Source organism: Caulobacter sp. Root343 (assembly GCF_001425745.1).
In the GTDB taxonomy this organism is placed as follows: domain Bacteria; phylum Pseudomonadota; class Alphaproteobacteria; order Caulobacterales; family Caulobacteraceae; genus Caulobacter.
The window spans coordinates 234,520-255,109 of sequence record NZ_LMDF01000005.1 but is presented as its reverse complement, the minus strand read 5'-3'; the positions used below and the strand labels follow the sequence as shown (position 1 = coordinate 255,109).

The following is a 20,590-nucleotide window of genomic DNA, read 5'->3' as shown; positions in this document are numbered from 1 at the left end:
GGAAGCCATGCGCTTCCTGATGGTCTGCATGCAGTATCCGACCGGGCCGGGCCAGTCGTACATGACGACCGAGCTGGCCGACGCCCTGACCGCCGCCGGACACGTCGTGGAGGTGCTGCACCTGGACTGGGCGGCCCCGCCGGGCGCGCGGGACGAGACCTTGGTCAGCGCTTCGGGCGTGCGGGTCGTACGCTGTCCGGCGCGGGCGCTGGAAGGCCTGGGCGCCATCGTGCGCGGGGCCAGCAAGTTCGTGCTCAGCGGCCTGCGGGCCGGCCGCGCGGCGCGGCGGTCGTTCGACCTCGCCGGCTTCGACGCCCTGATCGCCTGGGCGCCGGCGGTGGCGGTCGCCCCGGTCCTGGCCCGGGCGCGCCAGGCCGGGATCCGGCGGCGCATCCTGTTCATCTGGGACTTCTTTCCCGACCATCATCGGCAGATCGGCCGAATCCCCGGCGGTCTCCCGTTCCTCGCCGCGCGCGCCTGGGAGCAGAGCCTGCTGCGCGACTTCTCGGCCGTGGTCTGCACCTTGCCGGGCAATGCCGACTACCTGCGGCGCAACTGGCGGCTGAAGCCCGACCAGCGGGTGCTGGTGACGCCGATCTGGTCCGACGTGGCGCCGGTCCCGGCCGTCGACCGGGCGGCTGTCCGGGCGTTTTACGGCCTGCCCGCCGAGCGTCCGATCGCGGTGTTCGGCGGCCAGATGGTGGAAGGGCGCGGCTTCGAGCAGATCCTGCAGGCGGCCCGCCTCCGGAGCGGCGACGACCTGCTGTTCCTGTTCGTCGGCGACGGCCGCCTGGCGCCCCTGGTGCGGGCCGAGGCCGCGCGGCGCGGGAACGTGGCGCACTTGGCCGGCCTGCCGCGCGACGCCTATCTGGCCCTGCTGGGCGCCTGCGACGTAGGGCTGGTGGCCACCGTGCCGGGCGTCACCTCGTTCAGCATCCCCAGCAAGACGATCGACTACCTGCGCGTCGGCCTGCCGGTGGTGGCGGCCATCGAGCCCGGCAACGACTTCGTCGCCGTGCTGGAGGGGCATGGCGTCGGGGTCGGGGTTCCGTTCGGCCAGCCGGACGCGTTCGGCGCGGCGGCGGCCCGGCTGGCGACCGACCCGGTGGTCCGCGCCGCCGTCCGCGCCGCGGCGCCGCTCTGCCTGGACGCGGTCTTCCATGTCCGCCGCGCCGTGGCGACGGTGCTGGACGCGGCGGGCTGGGGCCGATCGACGTCCACCGAGAGCTAAATTTACCCGCCTTCCTGGGCCTTGTGCCCAGGACCCAGGGTTCAGCTTCACCAGAAGTGAGGCCGAGTTCACGGCCTTTCGGCCACGCGGACCCAGAGACTCCACGCCTGCCTCGAACATGGGTCCTGGGCACAGGGCCCAGGAAGGCAGTGTGATTTTGACCTGCCCCAGATGAAAGTCGATTGGCCGCTAGGGCCTCGGTTTCGGCCTCCGCAGCACGGTGAGGCTGACCAGCGCGGCGACGACCGCATAGGCGCCGACATAGCCCAGCTGCGGCGCGCGGGTCTCGCCGGCGGCGGCCAGGGCGACGGTGATCACCGCCATCAGGCTCAGGGCCCCGATCTCGATCGCCGCGTAGCGTCCCGGCCGTCCCTGGGCGAAGGCGCTGTACATCGCCACCGAGGCCCAGACCCGGAAGCCGTCGCCGATCATGTAGGTCTGGATCACCGGGATGGCGGGCAGGTAGGCGTCCGACAGGAACAGGTGCACCAGCGGCCGCGCGCCCGCCGCGAACACGATGGCGATCGCGGCCATGCCCGCCGCGCCCGCCGCCCAGAAGCGCAGCGCCAGCCGGCGGGCGGCGACCGGATCGTCCTGGCGGGCCAGGCGCGGCACGAACGACTGGATCATGAACAGGCCCAGCAGTTGGGTCGACATGTCCGACACCCGGTTGGCGGCCATCCAGTAGCCGAGCTCGGTGTGGCCGAAGGCCTCGCGATAGTGGGCGCGCAGGCCAAACAGGATCAGCGCCGAAAAGCCGGTGGTCGCCGCCAGGGCCGCCGAATAGCGCACCAGCGGGCGGACCCGCGCCAGGGCGGCGGGCCAGGTGGTGGCGGGGATCTTCAGGCTCAGGCTCAGCAGGGCCGCCGTGGCGGTGGTGACCAGGCCGCCGGCCGCGAAGGCCATGGTCGCGGCGATGGGCTGGCCACGCACGATCAGCCAGGCCGCCCCGCCGGCCCCGGCCACCAGGCCCAGCCCCTGGGCCGAGAGGCTGGCGACCACCCTGCCGCGTCCCGACAGCAGGCCGCACCAGATCTGGCCGGCGCCGCAGGGCAGGGTCAGGGCGGCGACGGCCAGCACCGCCGGCCAGTGACGGCTGTCGCCCGTGAGCAGGTGCGAGATCGGCCCGCCGGCGATCCAGACCACCGGGACCAGCACGGCCAGGGCGGCGGCCCACAGGATGAAGGCCGCGCCGCGCGTCGCCGCCAGGTCCGCGCCGTCGTCGGCCGCGGCGGCCTGGCGGATCAGCCCGCTCTGGGCGCCGGCCACGGCCATCAGGTTCAGCAAGGCGGCGAAGGCCAGGAACTGCGAGAATTCGGTGAAGCCGGCGACGGGCAGGAACCGCGCCGACAGCTTCAGCAGCAACAGGCCCACGGCGACCCGCAACCCGAAGAAGCCCAGGACGGCGACGATCCGTGTCACGCTGGGGGCTGTCCTGCGGGGACGGACAACACCGCCGACAGCGCGTGGCGCCGGCGGTGCCATAGCCACACCCCGATCCACACCGTCAGGGTCACATAGCCGTCATAGCTGGCCAGCACCTGGTTGTTGGCCGGCAGGTAGAACATCATCGTCGTGGCCAGGCAGAACAGCACCGCCGCCGGGTCGCTCATGCCCGCGGCCGCCTCGCGCCACCACAGGCCCCAGAGCCAGGCGATCAGCCCCAGCACCAGCACCGCGCCGGGAAAGCCGACGTCGTTGGCCAGCCACGCCATCAGGGTCGACCAGTAGTACTCCTCCGACCAGTGGTCGCCGCCGTTACGGTAGGTGTAGGTGCGCAGGTGCAGCGACGGGTCGCCGGTGACCGCCTCGTAGACCGACAGCGACGCCGGCGAGTGACCGGCCCCGAAGGCGGTGTCGAACGGCTTCTCCAGCGCCAGCTCCAGGCCGTAATAGCCAGAGCAGGTCGACAGGATGAACACCGTGGCCCCGAAGCGCTGGGGCAGGGGCAGCCAGGCGATCCACGGGCTCTGCAGGTCGGCGCAGATGCGGCTGTTGTTGGCGCAGACCACCGAGCGGTTGATGAAGCCGCCCAGGCGCTGGTCCTTGCGCTCGATGAACAGCCCTTGGGCGAACGACAGGAAGACCAGCGCCACCAGGCCCCACGACCAGTAGCGGCGCACCAGCTGGAAGCCCTGGTGGCCCAGCACCCGGCTGCGGCCGAACGAGACGAAGGCCGCGGCGACGCCGACCACGAACAGGTCGGCGATCTCCTTGTCGGTGCCGCGCATGATCGAGAAGACGATCGAGCACAGCACGGTGACGACGACCGCCGCCCGGCTGGTCCAGCCGATCGTGGTCCAGCGGGTCACGCCCAGCGGCAGCACCAGGTAGGTGAGCGGGGCGGAAAAGGCGCGCAAGGCCACGATGGCGTTGCGCTGGCCGGTGGTCGCCAGCAGCTGGGTCTGCAGGCGGCGATAGGCGCCGCCCTGGTCGCGGAGGGCGTCCATGGCCTCCCAGGGCGGACGGCCGGTATAGGCGTAGCTGGTCGGGATCAGCAGCAGGGCGGCCACCACCGCGCCGGCCGCCAGCAGGGCCGGCAGCATCGGCAGGGGTCCGCTCACCCGGGTGTCGCCCGCCGACCCGGCGAACGCGCAGACGCCGGCCACGACCAGGCACAGGACCATGTAGCCGATCAGCCGGAGCCAGTCGTCGGCATGGTAGATCGGCCAGTTGATCGGCCAGAGCAGGAACAGGGCGAAGGTCGCGACCAGATAGGCCATCACCAGGACCAGGGGCAGCCGCGTGGCGGTTCCCTTCGGCGTCACCACGGGGACCGCGCGCGAGACCTTCGGCCGGGACGGGAGAGGGACGGGGACTTCGGTCAAGATGGGGAGGGCTCAGGGTCGTTCCTGGGCGTGAGTACCCTCCAGCACCCGAAGGGTTCGATCGACGCCGCGCTCGAACGACAGGTGGTCGCGATAATAGGCCTGGCCCGCGCGGCCCATCGCCTCGCGGCGCGCGCGCGGGGTGTCGGCCAGAGCCTCGATCGCGGCCGCCAGGGCCGCCGCGTCGCCGGGCGGGGCGACCAGGCCGGCGCCGGACCGGGCGAGGATCTCGGCCGCCTCGCCCGCGACGGCGGCGACGACCGGCCGGCCCATCGCCAGGTAGAACTGGGTCTTCGACGGGATGGTGATCCGAAACAGCGGATCGTCGGCCAGCGACATCAGCAGGGCGTCGGCTCGGGTGAAGACCTCGACGATGGCCCGGGGTGAGATCCGTGGTTCGAACCGCACGATGTCGACGCCGGCGGCGACGGCTTGCGCTCGTAGAGGCTCGGCCTCGACGCCCTCGCCGTGCAGCACGATCGCGATGTCCCGCCGCCGGGCCTGCAGCAGGGCGGCGGCTTCGATCACGGTCTCCAGCCCCTGGGCCCGGCCGAGATTGCCGCCATAGGCGAGGGTGAAGACGGCGGGGTCGGCCTCTGCGGATGGCTGCGAGGCGTCGGGCGAGGGGGCCGGGAGGTCGGCCCAGTTGCGGATCGTGGTCAGCCTGGCGGCCGGCACGCCGCGCGCCAAGAGCGCCGCCCGGATCCCCTCTGACTGCACGACGATCGCGGCGGCGCGGCGATGGACGAAGGCGCAGACCACGCCCAGCACGCCGACCAGTCGGCCCGCCCCGGCCATGCCGGTGGCCGCGATGGTGTCGGGCCACAGGTCCTGGACGTCCAGCACGAACGGCAGGCCGCGAACCCAGCCGGCCAGGGCCGCGGCCAGGCCGACCGTGATCGGCGGATGGTAGACATAGGCCAGGTCGTAGCGCCGCCGCCTCAGCAGGCCATAGGCCAGGGCCGACAGGAAGAACGACAGGAAGGTCAGCGACCGGCGCAGGCTGGAGGCGTCGTGGCTGGGATAGAGCGGCAGGCGAACGACCTCGACGCCCTCGATGACCTCGCGCCGCCGCCACCCCATCCGATAGCCCGGATAGAGCCGGCCCGTGGGATAGTTGGGAAAGCCGGTGACCACCGTCACCTGGTGTCCCGCCGCCTCCAGCGCGCGGACGAACGCCAGCCCCTTCAGGATGTTGGGCTCGGGGTCGAACCACTGCGTCAGGTACAGGATGCGCATTCGAAAGATCTCTGACGGGGCGGCTCTTTGAACCGGGCCCAGGGAAAGGCGCACCTATCGACATTCGGCGGGGCGACCGCCTCGCTCATCACAAGGCGGCGCGTGGTATGTGCTCCCAAGGCGGTCCTCTGGTTCCATTCTTTGATTGGAAAGCCCTCTACGCCGAACGGGCGGACACGTTCGGGCGCATCCTGCACGAGACCGCGGCGTCGGGCGGGTTCATCCTGCAGTCGGCGGTCGACGGGTTCGAGGCCGCCCTGGCCGCGTATCTGGGCGTCCGTCACGTCATCGGCGTTTCCGACTGCACCCACGCCATGCTGCTGGGCCTGCGGGCCTCGGGCCTGGAGCGCGGCGCCGAGGTGATCCTGCCGGGCCACAGCTTCGTGGCGGCGGCCCAGGCGATCCATCACGCGGGCGGGCGGCCGGTGCCGGTCGAGCTGTCGGAGCACGACTGGCTGGTCGATCCGGACGCGGTGCGCGCGGCGATCACCCCGCGAACCCGGGCGATCATGGCGGTGCACGTCAACGGCCGGGTGTCGGACATGGACGCGCTGCTCGAGATCGCCGCCGAGCACGGGCTGGCGGTCTACGAGGACGCCGCCCAGGCCCTGGGCGCGCGCCTCGACGGCCGGGTGGCCGGCCGCTTCGGCGCCTGGGGCGCGTTCAGCTTCTATCCGTCCAAGACCCTGGGCTGCTTCGGCGACGCCGGGGCCCTGGTCACCGACGACGACGACCTGGCCGAGACGGTGCGGGCCATGCGCAACCACGGAGCCGGCCGCGACAAGGCCATCTCGAAGGACGTCGAGACCTGGGGCTCCAACGCGCGGCTGGACAATCTCCACGCCGCCATCCTGGCCTACAAGCTGACCTATTACGACGAGGCCATCGCCCGCCGCCGCCAAGTCGCGGCCCGCTATCACGAGGCCTTCGCCGGGATCGCCGCCCTCGACCTGCCGCCGGGGCCGGAGGCGTCGAACCGCTTCGACATCTTCCAGAACTACGAGGTCTGCTGCGACGCCCGCGACGCCCTGCGCGCCCACCTGGCGGCCCAGGGGATCGGCACGATCGTGCAGTGGGGCGGCATCGGCCTGCACCAGTTCCGCAACCTGGGCTTCGACCAGCACCTGCCGAAGACCGACCGGTTCTTCGCCCGCTCGCTGCTGCTGCCGATGAACCACCTGCTGACCGACGGCCAGGTCGACCGCGTGATCGCCTGCGTGCGCGAGTTCTTCGCGTGAGCGCCGCGGCGCCTCTCGAAACCGAGGCCCTGGCGCGGCGCCTGCGCCGTCACGTCGTGCGCATGTGCGCCTCGGGCAAGAGCTCGCATGTCGGCTCGGGTCTGTCGCTGGCCGACATCATGGCGGTGCTGTACGGGCAGGTGCTGCGGGTCGATCCCGCCGACCCCGCCTGGCCCGACCGCGACCGGTTCATCCTGTCCAAGGGCCACGCCGGCGCCTGCGTCTACGCGGCCCTGGCCGAGCGCGGCTTCATGCCGCTGTCGGTGCTGGAGACGCACTATCGCAACGGCTCGGTGCTGTCGGGCCACGTCAACCACAAGGGCGTGCCGGGGGTGGAGGTGTCGACCGGGTCGCTGGGCCACGGCCTGGGCGTCGGTACCGGCATGGCCCTGCAGCTGCGGCGCATGGGCGGCCGGCAGCGGGTCTATGTGGCGCTCAGCGACGGCGAGTGCGACGAGGGCTCGAACTGGGAGGCGGCGCTGTTCGCGGCCCATCACCGGCTGTCCAACCTGTGCGCGGTGATCGACTACAACAAGCTGCAGGCCCTGACCTCGATCGCCGACACGCTCGGCCTGGAGCCGTTCGCCGACAAGTGGCGGGCCTTCGGCTGGAGCGTCGCCGAGCTGGACGGCCACGACCACGCCGCGCTGAAGGCGGCGTTCGCGGCGGCCGCGCTCGACGACCGCCCCACCTGCGTCATCGCCCATACGGTCAAGGGGCGGGGGGTCTCGTTCATGGAGAACCAGGTGCTGTGGCACTACCGCGCCCCGGCCGGCGAGGAACTGGCGGCGGCGCTGGCCGAGCTGGATCTGGCCGATCAGGAAGCCGCGATGGAGACCGCCGATGCGTGACAGCTTCATCCGGGCGCTGACCGACCTGGCCGCCGAGGATCCGCGCGTGATGCTGGTCAGCGGCGACCTCGGTTTCAGCGTGCTCGACGACTTCATCGCCCGGTTTCCGGACGCCTATGTCAACGCCGGCGTCGCCGAGCAGAACATGACCGCCGTGGCCTGCGGCATGGCCCTGACCGGGGCGCGAGCCTACACCTATTCGATCGCCAACTTCCCGACCCTGCGGTGCCTGGAGCAGCTGCGCAACGACGTCTGCTATCACCGGGCCGACGTGACGGTCGTGGCGGTCGGCGGCGGGTTCTCGTACGGCCAGCTGGGCATGTCGCACTTCGCCACCGAGGATCTGGCCATCCTGCGGGCCTTGCCGGAGATGACGGTCGTGGCCCCCTCGGACCCTTGGCAGGCCTATGTGCTGACCTGCCAGATGCACGCGCGCGGCGGGCCGGGCTATCTGCGGCTGGACAAGGGCCAGGCCGGGCTGGCGCCGGGGCCTGTGACGCTGGGCCGGGTCCGGACCGTCCGCGACGGCGACGACGCTGTGATCTTCGCCGTCGGCGGGATCCTCAGCGAGGCCCTGGGGGCCGCCGAGCTGCTGGCGGCCGAGGGCGTCGGGGTGCGCGTGGTCGAGGTCCACACCCTCAAGCCGTTCGACGTCGAGGGCGTCCGCGCCGCGGCGCGCGCCTGTCCCTATGTGCTGACCCTGGAGGAACACTCGATCGTCGGCGGCCTGGGCGGCGCCGTGGCCGAGGCCTGCCTGGAGGGCGGCGTCGCCCCGCGCGGCTTCAGCCGGATCGGCCTGCGCGACCTCTATCCCAGTGAGGTCGGCGACCAGGCCCATCTGCGGGCCCACTACGGCCTCGACCGCCACGCGGCAGCCGCGCGCCTGCGGGCCATGCTGGACGGCCACGCCGTCCGCGCGCTCGAGAGCGAACGAAATCTCGTCGGCGCGTGAACGTCGCTCGCCTCCAGGGGAACGCACCCCCGGAGCGTGCGCACGCTTTTCGCCAGGGGGTTTCGGCCCTCTGGCGATCCAGACCTGTATCCGATGAGGAGCTCTGTAGATGCGTTTGACACATCTCCTGGCCGTGTCGGCCGCCCTCTCCATGGTGGCGCTTCCCGCGCTCGCCGCGGGGAAGGCGGGCAATCCGGCCTCGAAGCTCTCGCTGGCCGCCGCCAGCGGGATCGCTCCGAGCGCCGGGGCGGCCGCCACCTCGACTACCGTCGTGGTTGGTGTCGCCGTCGCGGCCGTGGTTGCCGGCGCCTTGGCGCTGAGCAAGCACGACAGCAAGGCCGCCAGCTCCTAAGGGGCTGGCGTCCGGGGCGGCGATCGCGAGGTCGCCGCCCTTTGCCGGCCTGGCGGGTTTCAGGGAGGGATGCGTGGACCGAGGCTCGCCATCGTGGATTCACGGCTCCGCCTATCGCGGGCTGATCGCCGGAGGGCTGGGCTTGGGCCTAGCCTTGGCCGGCGGCGCCTCGCGGCATGACGAGGTCCAGCAGGCGCTGGTGCGCTGCCTGGCCTTGCTGGCGATCGGCGCGACCCTCTGGCCGCTCGACCTGGCGATCCTCCGCCGCCACGCCGGCGTCCTGGCCGCCGTCGGCGCGGCCTACGCCCTGCTCCTGCTGCAACTGGTCCCGCTGCCGCCCGGCGTCTGGGCCGGACTGCCGGGCCACGACGCCTACGCCCGGATCGCCGAGGCCTCGGGAACCGTCGGCTGGCGGCCGCTCAGCCTGAGCCCCGACCTGACCCTGAACGCCCTGGCCGCCCTGCTGCCGGCCTCGGCGGCGGCCCTGGCGGCGCTGCACCTGGGCTTCCGAGGGCGCACGCGCCTGGCCGCCGCGGTGGTGGCGGTGGCGGTGCTGAGCGGCCTGCTGGGCCTGGCCCAGGTCGCGGCGGGCGGCCTGCGCCTCTATCGCGAGACCTCGCAGGACGCGGCGGTCGGCCTGTTCGCCAATCGCAATCACCAGGCCGCGCTGATGGCCTGCGCCCTGCCGTTGACCGGCGTGCTGGCGGGCCTCCGACTTCGCGACGGCGCCGACCGCCGGCTGGTGCTGGTCCTGGCGCCCACGACAATGGTGTTCCTGCTGGTCGCCCTGGTCGCCACGGGCTCGCGGATGGGCCTCGTGCTGGGAGCCATCGGCCTGGGCGGCGCGGCGCTGGCCTGGCGCGCGACCGGCCAGCGCCTGTGGCCCGCGCGCCGCGTCGCCCGGCTGATCGCCGTCGGCGGGCTGTCGCTCGTGACGGCCGGACTGGCCCTGACCATCGCCCGGGGCGGGGCCGTCGGCCGACTGGCGCCTTCGGACATCGCCGGCGAGACCCGCCTGGCCATGCTGCAGCCGCTGCTGACCACGGCCAAGGCCTTCATGCCCCTGGGGGCGGGCTTTGGAACCTTCGACGGGGTCTATCGCCAGTTCGAGCCCCGGGCCCTGCTCTCGACCATCTACATGAACCAGGCCCACAACGAGCCACTGCAACTGGCCATCGAGGGCGGCGTTCCGGCCCTGGCCCTTCTGGCGGGGTTCGCCGGATGGTGGGCGCGCGCCGTCTGGCGGGCGACGCGACGCGGCCCGGCCGCCGGCCCCGACCGTGGCGGCCGCCGGCGGGCGATGGCCCTGGCCGCCGCCACGGTGACCCTGATCCTGATGATCTCCAGCCTGGTCGACTATCCGTTGCGCACGCCGCTGCTGGGAGCCCTGTTCGCCGTGGCGTGCGTGGAGCTGATCGCCGCCGCCCGCGATCGGCCTTCGAGCGTGGAGGCGCGGCCTTGAGCCTCGGCCCACCTCGCCTGCGCCAACGCCTGTCGCCGGGCGCGCTGCTGCGCGGCCTGCTGGCGACGCGCGGTTCGATCCAAACCCCCCTGGCGGCCGAATGGCGCCCGGCCCTGGAGGCGATCGGTGAGACCCGACGGCGGACGGCGCTGCTGATGAACGACGCCGCCGCCCTGCAGATCCAGATCTGCGTCGCCGCCGCCCGTCGTCTGCCGGGCGTGATGGCCGAGGCCGGGGTGCTGATGGGCGGCAGCGCGCGGTTGATCTGCGAGGCCAAGGGGCGGACGCCGCTGCACCTGTTCGACGTGTTCGAGACCCTGCAGGACGAGCATTCAGCCGACGCCGATACCGAGCCAAACCCCGACTTGGAGGCCGTGCGCGCCCATTTCGGCGCGGTCCACGGTCAGCGGCTCGAGGTCGAACGGCTGCTGGCCAGCTATCCGGGCGTGCTGCTGCATCCCGGCCTCTTTCCCCGCTCCGCCCTCGGGCTGGAGGCGCTGACCTTTTCGTTCGTCCATCTCGACCTCGACCTGCCCACGGGCACCCGCGCCGGGCTGGAGTTCTTCCACCCGCGCCTGAGCCCCGGCGGCATGCTGCTGGGCGACGACTACGACGACCCGGGCGTGCGCCAGGTGTTCGCCGACTATTTCGCCGCCCGGCCCGACACCGTGATCGGCCTGCCCTGGGGCCAGGTGCTGGTCGTCAAGCAGGGCGCGGGATGAGCGCCGCGCCGGGGCCGCGCGAGGATCCTGACGCCGGGCTGGTCGCCTTCGTCCGCGCCTTCCTGGCCTTCGCGCGCTGGCGGGCCGCCGCCGCCGCGGCGCTGGTGGCGCTGGGAGCGGTGTTCGAGGGCATCGGCCTGCTGCTGCTGGTTCCGCTGCTGGGTCTGGTCCTGACGCCGGGGCGCGACCTGGACGGACCGGTGATGTCGAGGCTGGCGCCGGTGCTGGGACGCTTCGACCAGACCCAGCGCCTGCTGCTCCTGCTGGCGGCCTTCGCGGCCCTGATGGCGGTCCGGGGCCTGGTGCTGTCCTGGCGCGACCGGCGGCTGAACGCCCTGCAGATGGCCTTCGTCGAGTCGATCCGGCTGCGACTGGTCCGGCGGATCGCCGACGCCCGCTGGCGTGACGTGGTCGGCGTCAGCCAGGCGCGGATGACCCAGGCGCTCAGCGTCGAGATCCACCAGATCGGCATCGCCGCCCACTCGGCCCTGCTGGCGGTGACCGCCCTGGCCATGCTGGTCGGCCTCGGCGTGCTGGCTTTGGGCCTGACGCCGCTGGGCGGGGCGGTGGCGTTCGGTTTCGCCGGCCTGGCCGCCCTGGCCAGCCGCCCGTTCCTAACGCGGGCCCGGGCCCTGGGCCGCTCGATCACCGACGCCCATTTCGGCATGGCCGAGGGGGCCTCGGCGTTCCTGGGCGGGCTGAAACTGGCCCGGGCCGAGCGGCTGCAGGAGACCTTCGTGGCCGAATATCGCCGCGCGTCCGGCGCCGCGATCCGCGACCGGCTGGACTTCGCCGGCCAGCAGACCGCGCTGCGCGGCGTCGCGGCCGGGCTGGCCGCAGCGATCGGGGCGGCGGTGCTGGTCGCGGGCGTCGCCTGGCTGCGCCTGCCAGCCCCGGTGCTGCTGGCCCTGCTGCTGGTGCTGGCGCGGATGAGCGGTCCGGCCCAGCTGGCCCAGCAGGGCGTCCAGCAGGTGCTGCACAGCCTGCCTGCCTACGCCGTGGTCCGGGCGTTGGAGCGGTCGCTCAGCGACGCCGCCGTCGACGATCCCGCGCCGGCGCCGCCGTGCGCCGTCGGCGAGGCCGTGGTGCTGCGCCGCGTGACCTATCGTCCTCCGGGCGCGGCCATGCCGTTGCTGGAGGGCCAGAGCCTGGTCATCCCCGCCGGCGCGTTCGTCGGGCTGGTGGGGCGGTCGGGCGTGGGCAAGACCACCTTCCTCGACCTAGTGGCCGGCCTGCTGGTCCCCGAGGCCGGACGGCTGGCGGTCGGCGACGGGCGGGGCGAGCGCCTGGCCTATGTGGCGCAGGAGGCGTTCCTGTTCGACGGCTCGGTGCGCCGCAACCTGGCCTGGGGCTGTCCCGACGCGACCGAGACCGAGATGGTCGAGGCGCTGGCCCTGGCCCAGGCCGGCGACCTGCTGGCGCGGCTGGGCCTGGACGGCGCGGTCGGCGATCGCGGCGCGCGGGTCTCGGCCGGCGAGCGGCAACGCCTGGCCCTGGCGCGCGCGGTGCTGCGCCGGCCCGGCCTGCTGATCCTGGACGAGGCGACCAACGCCCTGGACGTGGCGACCGAACGGGCGATCCTGGCGCGGCTTGACCAGCTGCGGCCGGCGACGACGATCCTGATGGTGTCGCATCGCGCCGAGAGCCTGGCGCTGTGCGATCACCTGCTGACTTTTCCGGATCTGCGGCTGCGTCGGCGCGCGCCGGCGGTCATGGCGGGTTAGAGGCAGTCGACGTTCATCCTGGGGTACAAATCCCACCGCCTTCCTGGGCCTCGTGCCCAGGACCCATGTTCGAGGCAGGCGGGGAGTCTCTGCTTTTTGCGCGGCCGAAAGACCGTGAACTCAGCCTCAATTCCGCTGAAGCTGAACCCTGGGTCCTGGGCACAAGGCCCAGGAAGGCGGGTAAATTCGACTCGCGATAATGTCGATTGGCTCCAACTCTAGCCCTAGAACGTCCAGCTGGCGCCGAAGGTCAGGGCGGGGTTGCCGTCCAGGCGAAGGTCTCGCCCGCCGGGCGCCTCGGCCCCGGTGAGGGCGGCCTGCAGCTCCAGGCGGTCGAACCGCCGCGAGGCCCCGATCCGCCAGACGATCCGGTCGGTGCAGCGTTGCCCCGCCGGCGCGTCCACGCAGGCCAGATAGCCCAGATGGCCGTCGAGGCGCAGCTGGGCGACGGTGTCGACGCCGGCGTTGATCTCGCCGTACAGGGTCTTGACGCCGTGGCGCAGATAGTTGGGCGAATAGCTGATCCGCGCCGAAAGGTCGCCGGCGTTCAGGCCGACATAGCCTTCGGTGTACCGGCCCGTCGTTCTCGGACTGTAGTGCTGCATGCGGCTGGTCTGGACGACGCCGGTGTCGAGGGTCAGGCGGTCGTTCAGCCGGCGCGCATAGCCGACATTGCCGATCAGGCCCACCACGTCCAGGTCGCCGCTCCGGCCCTTGCCGCCGATCACCGAGCCGTTGGCGTAGAGGCCGGAGGCGTGGTCGTAGGAAAGGTCCAGCACGCCGACCGCGCGACCGTCGCTGATCGAGTAGCCGCGCAGGCGGTAGTCGCTCTGGACGGCGACGCCGCCCGAGACCTGGGCGAGGGCGGGGGTGGCGAGGCTGGCGGCCAAAAGGCTAGCCAGCAGGGCGGCCAGAAGGGCGCTAGCGGGTGCTGGCTTGCGCGCTGCGCGCGGCCAGGGCGCAGGCGCCGGTGCAGCCGCCGATTCCTCGGAGCACCGTGGCGTAGGCGTCGACGACGCCGCCTTGCGGGCGGGAGGCGACGAGCAGGGTCGGGAAACTGGACGCACGGCCTTCACGAACAAGGGCGATCAAACCGCTGACGTGCGCCGCCGCATACGAACTGCCGTTGACCAGATTCCATTTATCCCCCGGCTGGGTGGTCGGTACGTCGCGATCGGGCGCACTGTACACGCCGGGCGGAAGCGTCGCCAAGGATTCCGCCGCCACCCCGATCACGCCGGGCTCCGAGGCCGGAAACCCGCCCCTGGGCTGGCCGGGATCGAACGCGGCCACCACCGAGATCCGGCGGCTGGCGGCCACGGCGATCAGGGCGGTGAGCAGGCGGTCCTGCGGGCCGGTCAGGCTGAGATTGATCACCTCGGCGCGATGGTCGATCGCGAAGTGCAGCGCCTTGGCCAGGCTGAGGCTGTCGCAAAGGGTGGGCGAGGAGGCCGAGCCGTTGTCGACCTGCCAGCAGGCGCGCAGGGCCATCAGCCGGGCGCCCGGCGCGACGCCGGAGATGCCCAGGCCGTTGCCGGACTTGGCCGCGATCACGCCGGCGACGCCGGTGCCGTGCCGTTCGGGCGCGGCCGGGCGGTCGGCCACGAAGTCCTGGTCGGCGACGAACTGACCCGCCAGGTCGGGATGGTTGACCTGGATCTTGCTGTCGACGACCGCGACCTTGACGCCCTTGCCGGTGGCGACCTTGTGCAGGTCGGCCAGCCGCCAGGCCGCGGCGGCCGGCTGCGCCGCGAACAGCGGGTCGTTCTCCCGGTCGTAGCTGCCTTGGGTGCGATAGATCCGCAGCGGCTCGGACCAGGCCACGCGGGGGTCGTGCGAGACCTGGGCGGCCGCGACCTCCGCCGCCTGGCCCTGGGGCGCGCGCATCACGTAGCAGTCCAGCCCGACCAGCGGCATGGGCCAGCCTTCGCCGACCAGGGCCAGGCCGTACCGCCGGGCGATCGACTCGGCCGTGCGCTTGCGGGCCCCGCGCGAGAAGCGGTCGCCGTAGCTTCCGCCATAGGCGGCGCCGGGCCGATAGTGTTCGGGAGCCAGGCGCAGCATGACCAGCACGTCGCCCGGCGTGGCGTTCGCGGTGACGGCCGGCGGCGGGGTCACCGTGCGCGCGGGGGTCTGGGCCAGGCCGGGGGTCACGCTCGCGACGGCGAGCAGGCACGCGCCGACCAGCGCGCCCCAGCCGGCTGCGGAGCGTCGCGGGCTCACGGCTTGGGGTCTCCGTCGATCGGCTCGGCCAGGGTGACGTCGCCATTGGCGCGCAGATGGGCCAGGGCTTCGGGCCGGCGGGCGGCGTCCACGTGCAGCACATAGGCGTCGGCGGTGGTCGGGCCGTCGACCACCCGGGCGCCGACGCCGCGCAGGGCGCCGCGCAGGGCCGACTCGGAAATCTCCGGCTTGAAGATCACCACCATGTTGCCGTTGACCGGCGGCGTGGAGGCTCCCAGCGCGCGATAGGTGCGCACGGGCGAGGGGATCAGCAGGGCGCCGCCGACCACCACGGCCAGGCACGCGGCCTGGGCCGCGAGAACCCAGCCCAGGGGAACGCGGCGACGCAGCAGGCCCGGGGCCGCAGCGCGACCGTCCGCGCGGCCGCCGCCTTCCAGCTGGGCGCGCATCCGCTCCCAGCCGTGCTCGACGTCCAGCGGCAGGTGGGCGACTTCATGGCTCAGGGCGCGCTCGTGCTCGACGTCGGCGCGGCATTCCTCGCATTCGGTCAGGTGCTTTTCGACCGCGCTCGCTTCGGCGGGGTCGAGGGTTCCGTTGACGTACCAGGGCAGCAGGCCTTGGGCCTGCTGGTGCCTAGCGTCCTGGAGGTTGAAGATCTGGGTCATGGGAAATCCTACAGCCAGTCCGGCAGTTCGCCCGCCAGCTGGCGTCTGAGATAGCGTCGGGCGTGGAACATGCGGGTCTTCACGGTGTCCACCGGGCACTTCATGATTTCGGCGATCTCTCGATAGCCCATTTCATGGAAATAGGTGAACTCGACGACCGCCCGATGTTCCGGCGACAGCACCTCGATCGCCTGTTGCAACAGGACCTGGGCGCGGCTTCGTCCCAGGTCGTCCTCCGGCGTCGGGTCCAGGCTGGGACGCTGCTCGGCGGCCGGATCGTCGATCGGCTCGTCCTGCTTGCGCAGCGCCTTCATCGCCTTGCGATAGGCGATCCCGAACATCCAGGTCGACAGCTTGCTGGTCCCGTTGAAGGTGTCGGCCTTCTCCCAGACCACCATCAGCGTGTCGTTCAGCACCTCCTCGACCAGGGTCGGGCGGTGGATCAGGTTGATCAGGAACCGCGTCAGCCGGGGGTGATAGATGCGGTAGAGCGCCTCGAACGCGGTGACGTCCTTCGCGCGGATCCGCGCGACGAGCTCGGCGTCGCTGATGGAGGGCGCTGCCCTGGAGGTCTCGCGCGGGCCTATTCCGATGCTCCTGACGTTCACGGTCTCATCTCGCTTCCGATCGTGAGTGCCCGTGGGACGGCGAAAGGTTTAGCGGACAATCGACAATAGCCGGTTCACGCCGCGTCCAGACGGATTTCGACGCCGCCGGGGCCGGCGACCGCCTGGATGACCCTTCGCTCGGTCCCCTCCAGCCGGCAAGCGCTGAGCACGCCCGAGGCGTGGGCCTCGGTGTCCAGGCCGATGCGGCGGTGGTCGGCGTGCACGCGGGGCGACGGGGTGTGGCCGTGCACGACCAGCTTCTCCAGCGGGCGGACGCAGGTCAGGAACGGCTCGCGGATCCACAGCAGGTCGCGCGCCGCCTGGGCGTCCAGCGCGACGCCGGGGCGCACGCCGGCGTGGACGAACAGGTAGTCGCCGCGGGCGTAGGACAAGGCCAGGTCCGCGAAGAAGTCGCGATGGGCGTCGGGCAGGGCGGCGGCGAAGGCCTCGCGCGTGTCGCGCCAGGCCCGCATGTCGCGCGGATCGTCCGGGGCCGGCGTTCCGTACGAGGCCAGGGTCTCGCGCCCGCCGTGCCGGGCCCACGATGGTCCCAGCTCGGCGTCGGCCAGGAAGTCGACGAGGGCCTGGTCGTGGTTGCCGCGCAGGCAGCGCAGCTCGATCGCCGGCTCGTTGGCCAGGCCCAGCATCAGGTCGACGACGCCGCGCGAGTCCGGCCCCCGGTCCACATAGTCGCCCAGGCCGACGATCACCGCCCGCTCCACGCCGGCGGCGTCCTCCAGCAGGGCGTCCAGCAGCGGGGCCAGAAGGTCGGCCCGGCCGTGGACGTCGCCGATGGCGTAGAGCGCCAGGCCGTCGGGAACGCGGGCCGGGGTCTTGCGCGCCATCCGACGCGGTCGGCCAAGCTGCAGTTTCATCCAAGGTCCAGGCTGCGGGCGCCGACGGTCGGCGAGCATCAGTGCCGGATCGGCGAGCTGGGGTTCAGGCCCCGCGCGCCGGATTTCGAGCTCCGCCTTAAACCTTCCGCGCCCCAGGCGGCATTCATCGGCAACCCGAATGGAGGATCGCCCCGTGAAGACACTCGCCTCGATGCTGGCCCTGACCGCGACCCTGGTCACCGCGCAAGGGGCGATGGCCCAGGCCGCCGAGCCCACCGTCGTCATGTCCAGCATGAGCTACGGCAAGATCCCGTCCGGCCTGAAGGTCGGCGACACGGTCACCTGGATCAATCGCGACAGCGTCCCGCACACGGTGACGGCGCGCGACCACAGCTTCGACCTGCGGGTCGCCCCCGGCCAGACCGTGAAGATGCCGCTGCGCAAGGCCGGCGTGTTCCCGTTCTTCTGCACCTACCACACGATGATGCGCGGAACCCTGACGGTCGCGCCCCAGTAGCCGCCGTCTTTTTGAACTTCCCGAGGCCGTCCGGGAACACATCCGCAAGTTCAATTCGGACGGCGCCGTGGCCCCTTCTCGCTCCTTGGATGCAGTGCAGCCGCCGTCGGCGCGTGAGCCCGTGCTCGACGTCCGCGAGGGCTATCGCCGCTGGGCGCCGACCTATGCCGCCGAGACGGCCATCTCGCATCTCGACACCGACCTCGTCTCGGCCCTGACTCCGCCCCTGGCCGGCAAGCGGCTGCTGGACGCCGGCTGCGGCACGGGCCGGCGCCTGGTCGAGGCGGGGGCGGCGCTGGCGGTCGGCGTCGACCTCAGCCCCGAGATGCTGGCGGCCGGCGTCGGCCTGGACGTCCATCGCCCCGGCCTGCGGACCCTGGTCGGCGACGTGCGCGACCTGCCGCTGCCCGACCGCGCCTTCGACATCGTCTGGTGCCGGCTGGTGCTGGGCCACCTGCCCGAATGCGGCCGGGCCTATGGCGAGCTGGCCCGGGTCGCCGACGCCGGCGCGACGATCATCGTCACCGACTTCCATCCGGCCGCCGCCGCCGCCGGTCATCGCCGCACCTTCCGCGACGCGGCGGGGGTGCACGCGCTGGAACACTACGATCACGGGATCGAGGGCCACCTGGCCGCCGCCCGCGCGGCCGGCCTGACCCTGGCGGCGCGGCGCGAGGCCCGGATCGGCGAAGGCGCGCGGCCGTTCTACGCCGACGCCGGCAAGCTGGACCTCTATCAGCGCGACCTGGGCTTGCCCGTCGTGCTGGCCCTGGCCTTCGAGCGCGGCGCCTGAGATGCGCCTGCTGGTCGTCGCCCGCAACGCCGTCGTCGCTATGGAGGGCGAGCGCTTCGTCGAGCCCGAGGGGGCGTTCGACCTGGTGCTGGAGTTCCCGGACGCCGAGGCGCGGCCGGGCCTGGTCAACGCCCACGACCACCTGCACCGCAACCACTACGGCCGGCTGGGCCGCCCGCCCTACGCCAACGCCTACGACTGGGCGCGCGACATCCAGGCGCGCGACGCCGACCACATCGCCGCCCGGCGTGCGACCTCGCGACGCGATGCCCTGCTGGCCGGGGCCTGGAAGAACCTGGCGGCCGGCGTCACCACGGTCGTCCATCACGACGCCTGGGAGGCCGACTTCGAGGCGGACTTCCCGATCCGCACGCCGCGCGTCGCCAACGCCGACTCGCTGGGCATGACGCCGACGCTGAACGGGCTCGACGCCGCCGCGCCCTACGGGCTGCACGTGGCGGAGGGCGTCGACGCCGCCGCCGCCGCCGAGGTCTGGGCCTTGGACGCGCGGGGCTTGCTGACCGAGCGCCTGCTGGCCGTCCACGGCGTCGGCGTCGACCGCGCCGGGGCCGAGCGCTTCGGCGAGTCCGGCGCGGCCCTGGTGTGGTGTCCGACCTCGAACCTCTTCCTGTTCGGCCGCACCGCGCCCGCCGAGCTGCTGGACGCCGGCGACGTGCTGCTGGGCAGCGACTCGCTGCTGACCGGGGCGGGCGACCTGCTGGACGAGCTGCGCCGGGCCCGCGGCCTGGGCCTGCTGGACGACGCGCGCCTGGAAAGCGCCGTCGGCGCGACCGCCGCGCGGCGCCTGGGCCTGCCGACGGTCGGCCTGGAGCCCGGCGCGCCGGCCGACCTGGTCGTGCTGGCCCGGCCGCTGCTGGAGGCCGAGGCCGGCGACGTGCTGCTGGTCGTGGTCGGCGGCGTCGTCCGCCTGGCCCATCCCGATCTCGCCCCTCGCCTGAACCCCTTCGCCGCCGCGCCGCGACAAACCCGGATCGGTCCGATCGCCCGCTGGGTGAACGGTCCGGTCCCCGCGCCACCCCTTATGAGGTCGTTCCCATGATCCACGGATTCACGTCCGCGCCCCGCCGAGCCGGGGCCAGCGTCGCCGCCCTGGCCGCCGCCCTGTGCGGCCTGGCCGCCGCGCCCGCCCTGGCCCAGGAGGCGCCGCCGCCGCCCGCGCCGAGCGGCTCCCAGACCGACATCTTCTCGAAGGACACCCTGTCGGTGCTGGTCGACGCCCGGCTGGTGGTCGCCAATGGCGCCAAGTCCTATGTCGACGGCGGCTTCGGCAAGACCCGGTTCCAGGGCGCGGACGACGGCGGCTTCAAGGCGCGGCTCGTCCCCGTCGAGGCCGACCTGATCTGGACGCCGCGCTTCACCTCGGCGCTGAGCGCCAACGTCTCGGTGGCCTACCAGAAGGACCACGAGGAAAGCGTCGACCTGATCGAGGCGTTCGTGAACTACCTGCCCGAACGCAAGGGCGCGGTCGGCGTCTCGGCCCGCGCCGGCCTGATGTGGCCGGAGATCTCGCTGGAGCACTCGACGGGCGGCGCCTGGAGCGTCGTCAACACCATCACGCCCTCGACGATCAACGCCTGGGTCGGCGAGGAGGTCAAGGTGCTGGGCGGGGAGGGCACGGTCCACGCCGCCGTCGGCCAGAGCGAGCTGACCGCCACCGTCGGCCTGTTCGGCTACAACGACACGTCGGGCACGCTGCTGTCGTTCCGGGGCTGGGCCCTGCACGACGAGAAGGCCACGGCCAAGGGCTATTTCAAGCTGCCGCCGTTGAACAACTTCATCGTCCACCTGCAGGAGGACCGCACCAAGTCGACGGCCGAGATCGACCACAATGTCGGCTTCTACGGCCGTCTCGACTGGCGGCCGCCGCAGCCCTGGGGCGCGTCGGTGTTCTACTACGACAACAAGGGCGACCCGGAGGCCTTCACGACGGCGGGCCAATGGGGCTGGCGCACGCGCTTCTGGAACGTCGGCTTCAACGCCGACCTCGGGCCCAACACCCGCCTGCTGGCCCAGGGCATGACCGGCTCGACCATCATGGGCTTCGAGACCGCCGGCCAGCGCTGGGTGCACACCAAGTTCCAGTCGGCCTACGTCCTGGTCACCCAGATGTTCGGCGACGTCGCCGTCACCGGCCGGGCCGAGGCTTTCTCGACCGACGAGCGCGGCAGTGAAATGCCCCGGAACAACAGCGAGGACGGCTGGTCGCTGACGGCCGCGGCCCGCGTGCCGATCAACGCCCGGACGACGGCCCTGTTCGAAGCCTTGAACGTCCGCTCCAGCCGCGGGACCCGCGTCACCCTGGGCGGCCTGACCTCGCCGTTCGAGGGACAGACCGTGTTCCAGGCCTCCCTGCGCATGCGGTTCTGA

The 20,590-nt window shown here is 72.6% G+C and carries 20 protein-coding genes; 12 read left to right on the top strand and 8 right to left on the bottom strand.

Annotation, left to right across the window (positions count from 1 at the left end; all coding sequences use genetic code 11):
* The first annotated feature begins 7 nt into the window (after positions 1-7).
* Positions 8-1,231 carry a glycosyltransferase family 4 protein gene (locus ASC70_RS05275; protein WP_056047139.1) on the top strand — a complete coding sequence of 408 codons (1,224 nt, stop codon included), beginning with the start codon at positions 8-10 and terminating at the stop codon, positions 1,229-1,231.
* A gap of 189 nt (positions 1,232-1,420) precedes the next feature.
* Here ASC70_RS05275 and ASC70_RS05270 read toward each other — a convergent pair whose 3' ends face one another.
* From ASC70_RS05270 to ASC70_RS05260, 3 genes are all read right to left on the bottom strand, one after another.
* Positions 1,421-2,653 (bottom strand): oligosaccharide flippase family protein, encoded by a 1,233-nt coding sequence (locus tag ASC70_RS05270; protein ID WP_056047137.1) that lies wholly within the window; start codon positions 2,651-2,653, stop codon positions 1,421-1,423.
* Positions 2,650-4,002 carry a hypothetical protein gene (locus tag ASC70_RS05265; protein WP_056047134.1) on the bottom strand — a complete coding sequence of 451 codons (1,353 nt, stop codon included), beginning with the start codon at positions 4,000-4,002 and terminating at the stop codon, positions 2,650-2,652. Before ASC70_RS05265 ends, ASC70_RS05270 begins: the two co-directional genes overlap by 4 nt.
* 69 nt (positions 4,003-4,071) lie before the next feature.
* Positions 4,072-5,298, bottom strand: a complete 1,227-nt coding sequence (locus ASC70_RS05260; RefSeq protein ID WP_056047133.1) for a glycosyltransferase family 4 protein — start codon at positions 5,296-5,298, stop codon at positions 4,072-4,074.
* Positions 5,299-5,405: 107 nt separating this feature from the next.
* On the opposite strand from ASC70_RS05260, the gene ASC70_RS05255 reads away from it, so the two are divergent.
* The 7 genes from ASC70_RS05255 to ASC70_RS05225 all read left to right on the top strand — a co-directional run bounded on the left by ASC70_RS05255 (position 5,406) and on the right by ASC70_RS05225 (position 12,599).
* Positions 5,406-6,536 (top strand): DegT/DnrJ/EryC1/StrS aminotransferase family protein, encoded by a 1,131-nt coding sequence (locus ASC70_RS05255; RefSeq protein ID WP_056047130.1) that lies wholly within the window; start codon positions 5,406-5,408, stop codon positions 6,534-6,536.
* Positions 6,533-7,387 (top strand): transketolase, encoded by an 855-nt coding sequence (locus ASC70_RS05250; RefSeq protein ID WP_235519256.1) that lies wholly within the window; start codon positions 6,533-6,535, stop codon positions 7,385-7,387. Before ASC70_RS05255 ends, ASC70_RS05250 begins: the two co-directional genes overlap by 4 nt.
* On the top strand, positions 7,380-8,339 hold the full coding sequence (locus ASC70_RS05245) for a transketolase family protein (protein WP_082539864.1): 960 nt from the start codon (positions 7,380-7,382) through the stop codon (positions 8,337-8,339). Before ASC70_RS05250 ends, ASC70_RS05245 begins: the two co-directional genes overlap by 8 nt.
* A gap of 109 nt (positions 8,340-8,448) precedes the next feature.
* Positions 8,449-8,691, top strand: a complete 243-nt coding sequence (locus ASC70_RS05240; RefSeq protein ID WP_056047127.1) for a hypothetical protein — start codon at positions 8,449-8,451, stop codon at positions 8,689-8,691.
* A gap of 73 nt (positions 8,692-8,764) precedes the next feature.
* Positions 8,765-10,153, top strand: a complete 1,389-nt coding sequence (locus ASC70_RS05235) for an O-antigen ligase (protein WP_056047124.1) — start codon at positions 8,765-8,767, stop codon at positions 10,151-10,153.
* Positions 10,150-10,875: a TylF/MycF/NovP-related O-methyltransferase gene (locus tag ASC70_RS05230; protein ID WP_056047122.1), complete on the top strand. Its 726-nt coding sequence runs from the start codon at positions 10,150-10,152 to the stop codon at positions 10,873-10,875. Before ASC70_RS05235 ends, ASC70_RS05230 begins: the two co-directional genes overlap by 4 nt.
* Positions 10,872-12,599, top strand: a complete 1,728-nt coding sequence (locus ASC70_RS05225; RefSeq protein WP_056047113.1) for an ATP-binding cassette domain-containing protein — start codon at positions 10,872-10,874, stop codon at positions 12,597-12,599. The genes ASC70_RS05230 and ASC70_RS05225 overlap by 4 nt, the downstream gene beginning before the upstream one ends.
* Before the next feature lie 224 nt (positions 12,600-12,823).
* Here the strand turns inward: ASC70_RS05225 and ASC70_RS05220 are convergent, their stop codons facing one another.
* From ASC70_RS05220 to ASC70_RS05200, 5 genes are all read right to left on the bottom strand, one after another.
* Positions 12,824-13,513 carry a TorF family putative porin gene (locus tag ASC70_RS05220; protein WP_255355013.1) on the bottom strand — a complete coding sequence of 230 codons (690 nt, stop codon included), beginning with the start codon at positions 13,511-13,513 and terminating at the stop codon, positions 12,824-12,826.
* 7 nt (positions 13,514-13,520) lie between these two features.
* On the bottom strand, positions 13,521-14,822 hold the full coding sequence (locus tag ASC70_RS05215) for a S8 family serine peptidase (protein WP_200939242.1): 1,302 nt from the start codon (positions 14,820-14,822) through the stop codon (positions 13,521-13,523).
* A complete protein-coding gene (locus ASC70_RS05210) occupies positions 14,819-15,448 on the bottom strand; it encodes a zf-HC2 domain-containing protein (protein ID WP_056047108.1) in 630 nt (209 codons plus the stop codon). The genes ASC70_RS05215 and ASC70_RS05210 overlap by 4 nt, the downstream gene beginning before the upstream one ends.
* Positions 15,449-15,456: 8 nt before the next feature.
* Positions 15,457-16,056, bottom strand: a complete 600-nt coding sequence (locus ASC70_RS05205; protein WP_200939243.1) for an RNA polymerase sigma factor — start codon at positions 16,054-16,056, stop codon at positions 15,457-15,459.
* Between the two features lie 74 nt (positions 16,057-16,130).
* Positions 16,131-16,931 (bottom strand): metallophosphoesterase family protein, encoded by an 801-nt coding sequence (locus ASC70_RS05200; RefSeq protein ID WP_235519255.1) that lies wholly within the window; start codon positions 16,929-16,931, stop codon positions 16,131-16,133.
* A 154-nt stretch (positions 16,932-17,085) separates the two neighbouring features.
* On the opposite strand from ASC70_RS05200, the gene ASC70_RS05195 reads away from it, so the two are divergent.
* From ASC70_RS05195 to ASC70_RS05180, 4 genes are all read left to right on the top strand, one after another.
* Positions 17,086-17,409 (top strand): cupredoxin domain-containing protein, encoded by a 324-nt coding sequence (locus ASC70_RS05195; protein WP_056748866.1) that lies wholly within the window; start codon positions 17,086-17,088, stop codon positions 17,407-17,409.
* A 67-nt stretch (positions 17,410-17,476) separates the two neighbouring features.
* Entirely contained in the window at positions 17,477-18,202 is a 726-nt protein-coding gene (locus tag ASC70_RS05190; RefSeq protein WP_082539867.1) for a class I SAM-dependent methyltransferase, read from the top strand.
* A 1-nt stretch (position 18,203) separates the two neighbouring features.
* On the top strand, positions 18,204-19,262 hold the full coding sequence (locus ASC70_RS05185; RefSeq protein ID WP_056047097.1) for an amidohydrolase family protein: 1,059 nt from the start codon (positions 18,204-18,206) through the stop codon (positions 19,260-19,262).
* Positions 19,259-20,590: a hypothetical protein gene (locus ASC70_RS05180; RefSeq protein WP_056047094.1), complete on the top strand. Its 1,332-nt coding sequence runs from the start codon at positions 19,259-19,261 to the stop codon at positions 20,588-20,590. Before ASC70_RS05185 ends, ASC70_RS05180 begins: the two co-directional genes overlap by 4 nt.

Excerpts from the sequence above, each read along its gene's own strand:
- ASC70_RS05275 (WP_056047139.1), top strand. The coding sequence starts at position 8 with ATGCGCTTCCTGATGGTCTGCATGCAGTATCCGACCGGGCCGGGCCAG.
- ASC70_RS05260 (WP_056047133.1), bottom strand. The coding sequence starts at position 5,298 with ATGCGCATCCTGTACCTGACGCAGTGGTTCGACCCCGAGCCCAACATC.
- ASC70_RS05255 (WP_056047130.1), top strand. The coding sequence starts at position 5,406 with ATGTGCTCCCAAGGCGGTCCTCTGGTTCCATTCTTTGATTGGAAAGCC.
- ASC70_RS05245 (WP_082539864.1), top strand. The coding sequence starts at position 7,380 with ATGCGTGACAGCTTCATCCGGGCGCTGACCGACCTGGCCGCCGAGGAT.
- ASC70_RS05240 (WP_056047127.1), top strand. The coding sequence starts at position 8,449 with ATGCGTTTGACACATCTCCTGGCCGTGTCGGCCGCCCTCTCCATGGTG.
- ASC70_RS05225 (WP_056047113.1), top strand. The coding sequence starts at position 10,872 with ATGAGCGCCGCGCCGGGGCCGCGCGAGGATCCTGACGCCGGGCTGGTC.
- ASC70_RS05210 (WP_056047108.1), bottom strand. The coding sequence starts at position 15,448 with ATGACCCAGATCTTCAACCTCCAGGACGCTAGGCACCAGCAGGCCCAA.
- ASC70_RS05200 (WP_235519255.1), bottom strand. The coding sequence starts at position 16,931 with ATGAAACTGCAGCTTGGCCGACCGCGTCGGATGGCGCGCAAGACCCCG.
- ASC70_RS05185 (WP_056047097.1), top strand. The coding sequence starts at position 18,204 with ATGCGCCTGCTGGTCGTCGCCCGCAACGCCGTCGTCGCTATGGAGGGC.
- ASC70_RS05180 (WP_056047094.1), top strand. The coding sequence starts at position 19,259 with ATGATCCACGGATTCACGTCCGCGCCCCGCCGAGCCGGGGCCAGCGTC.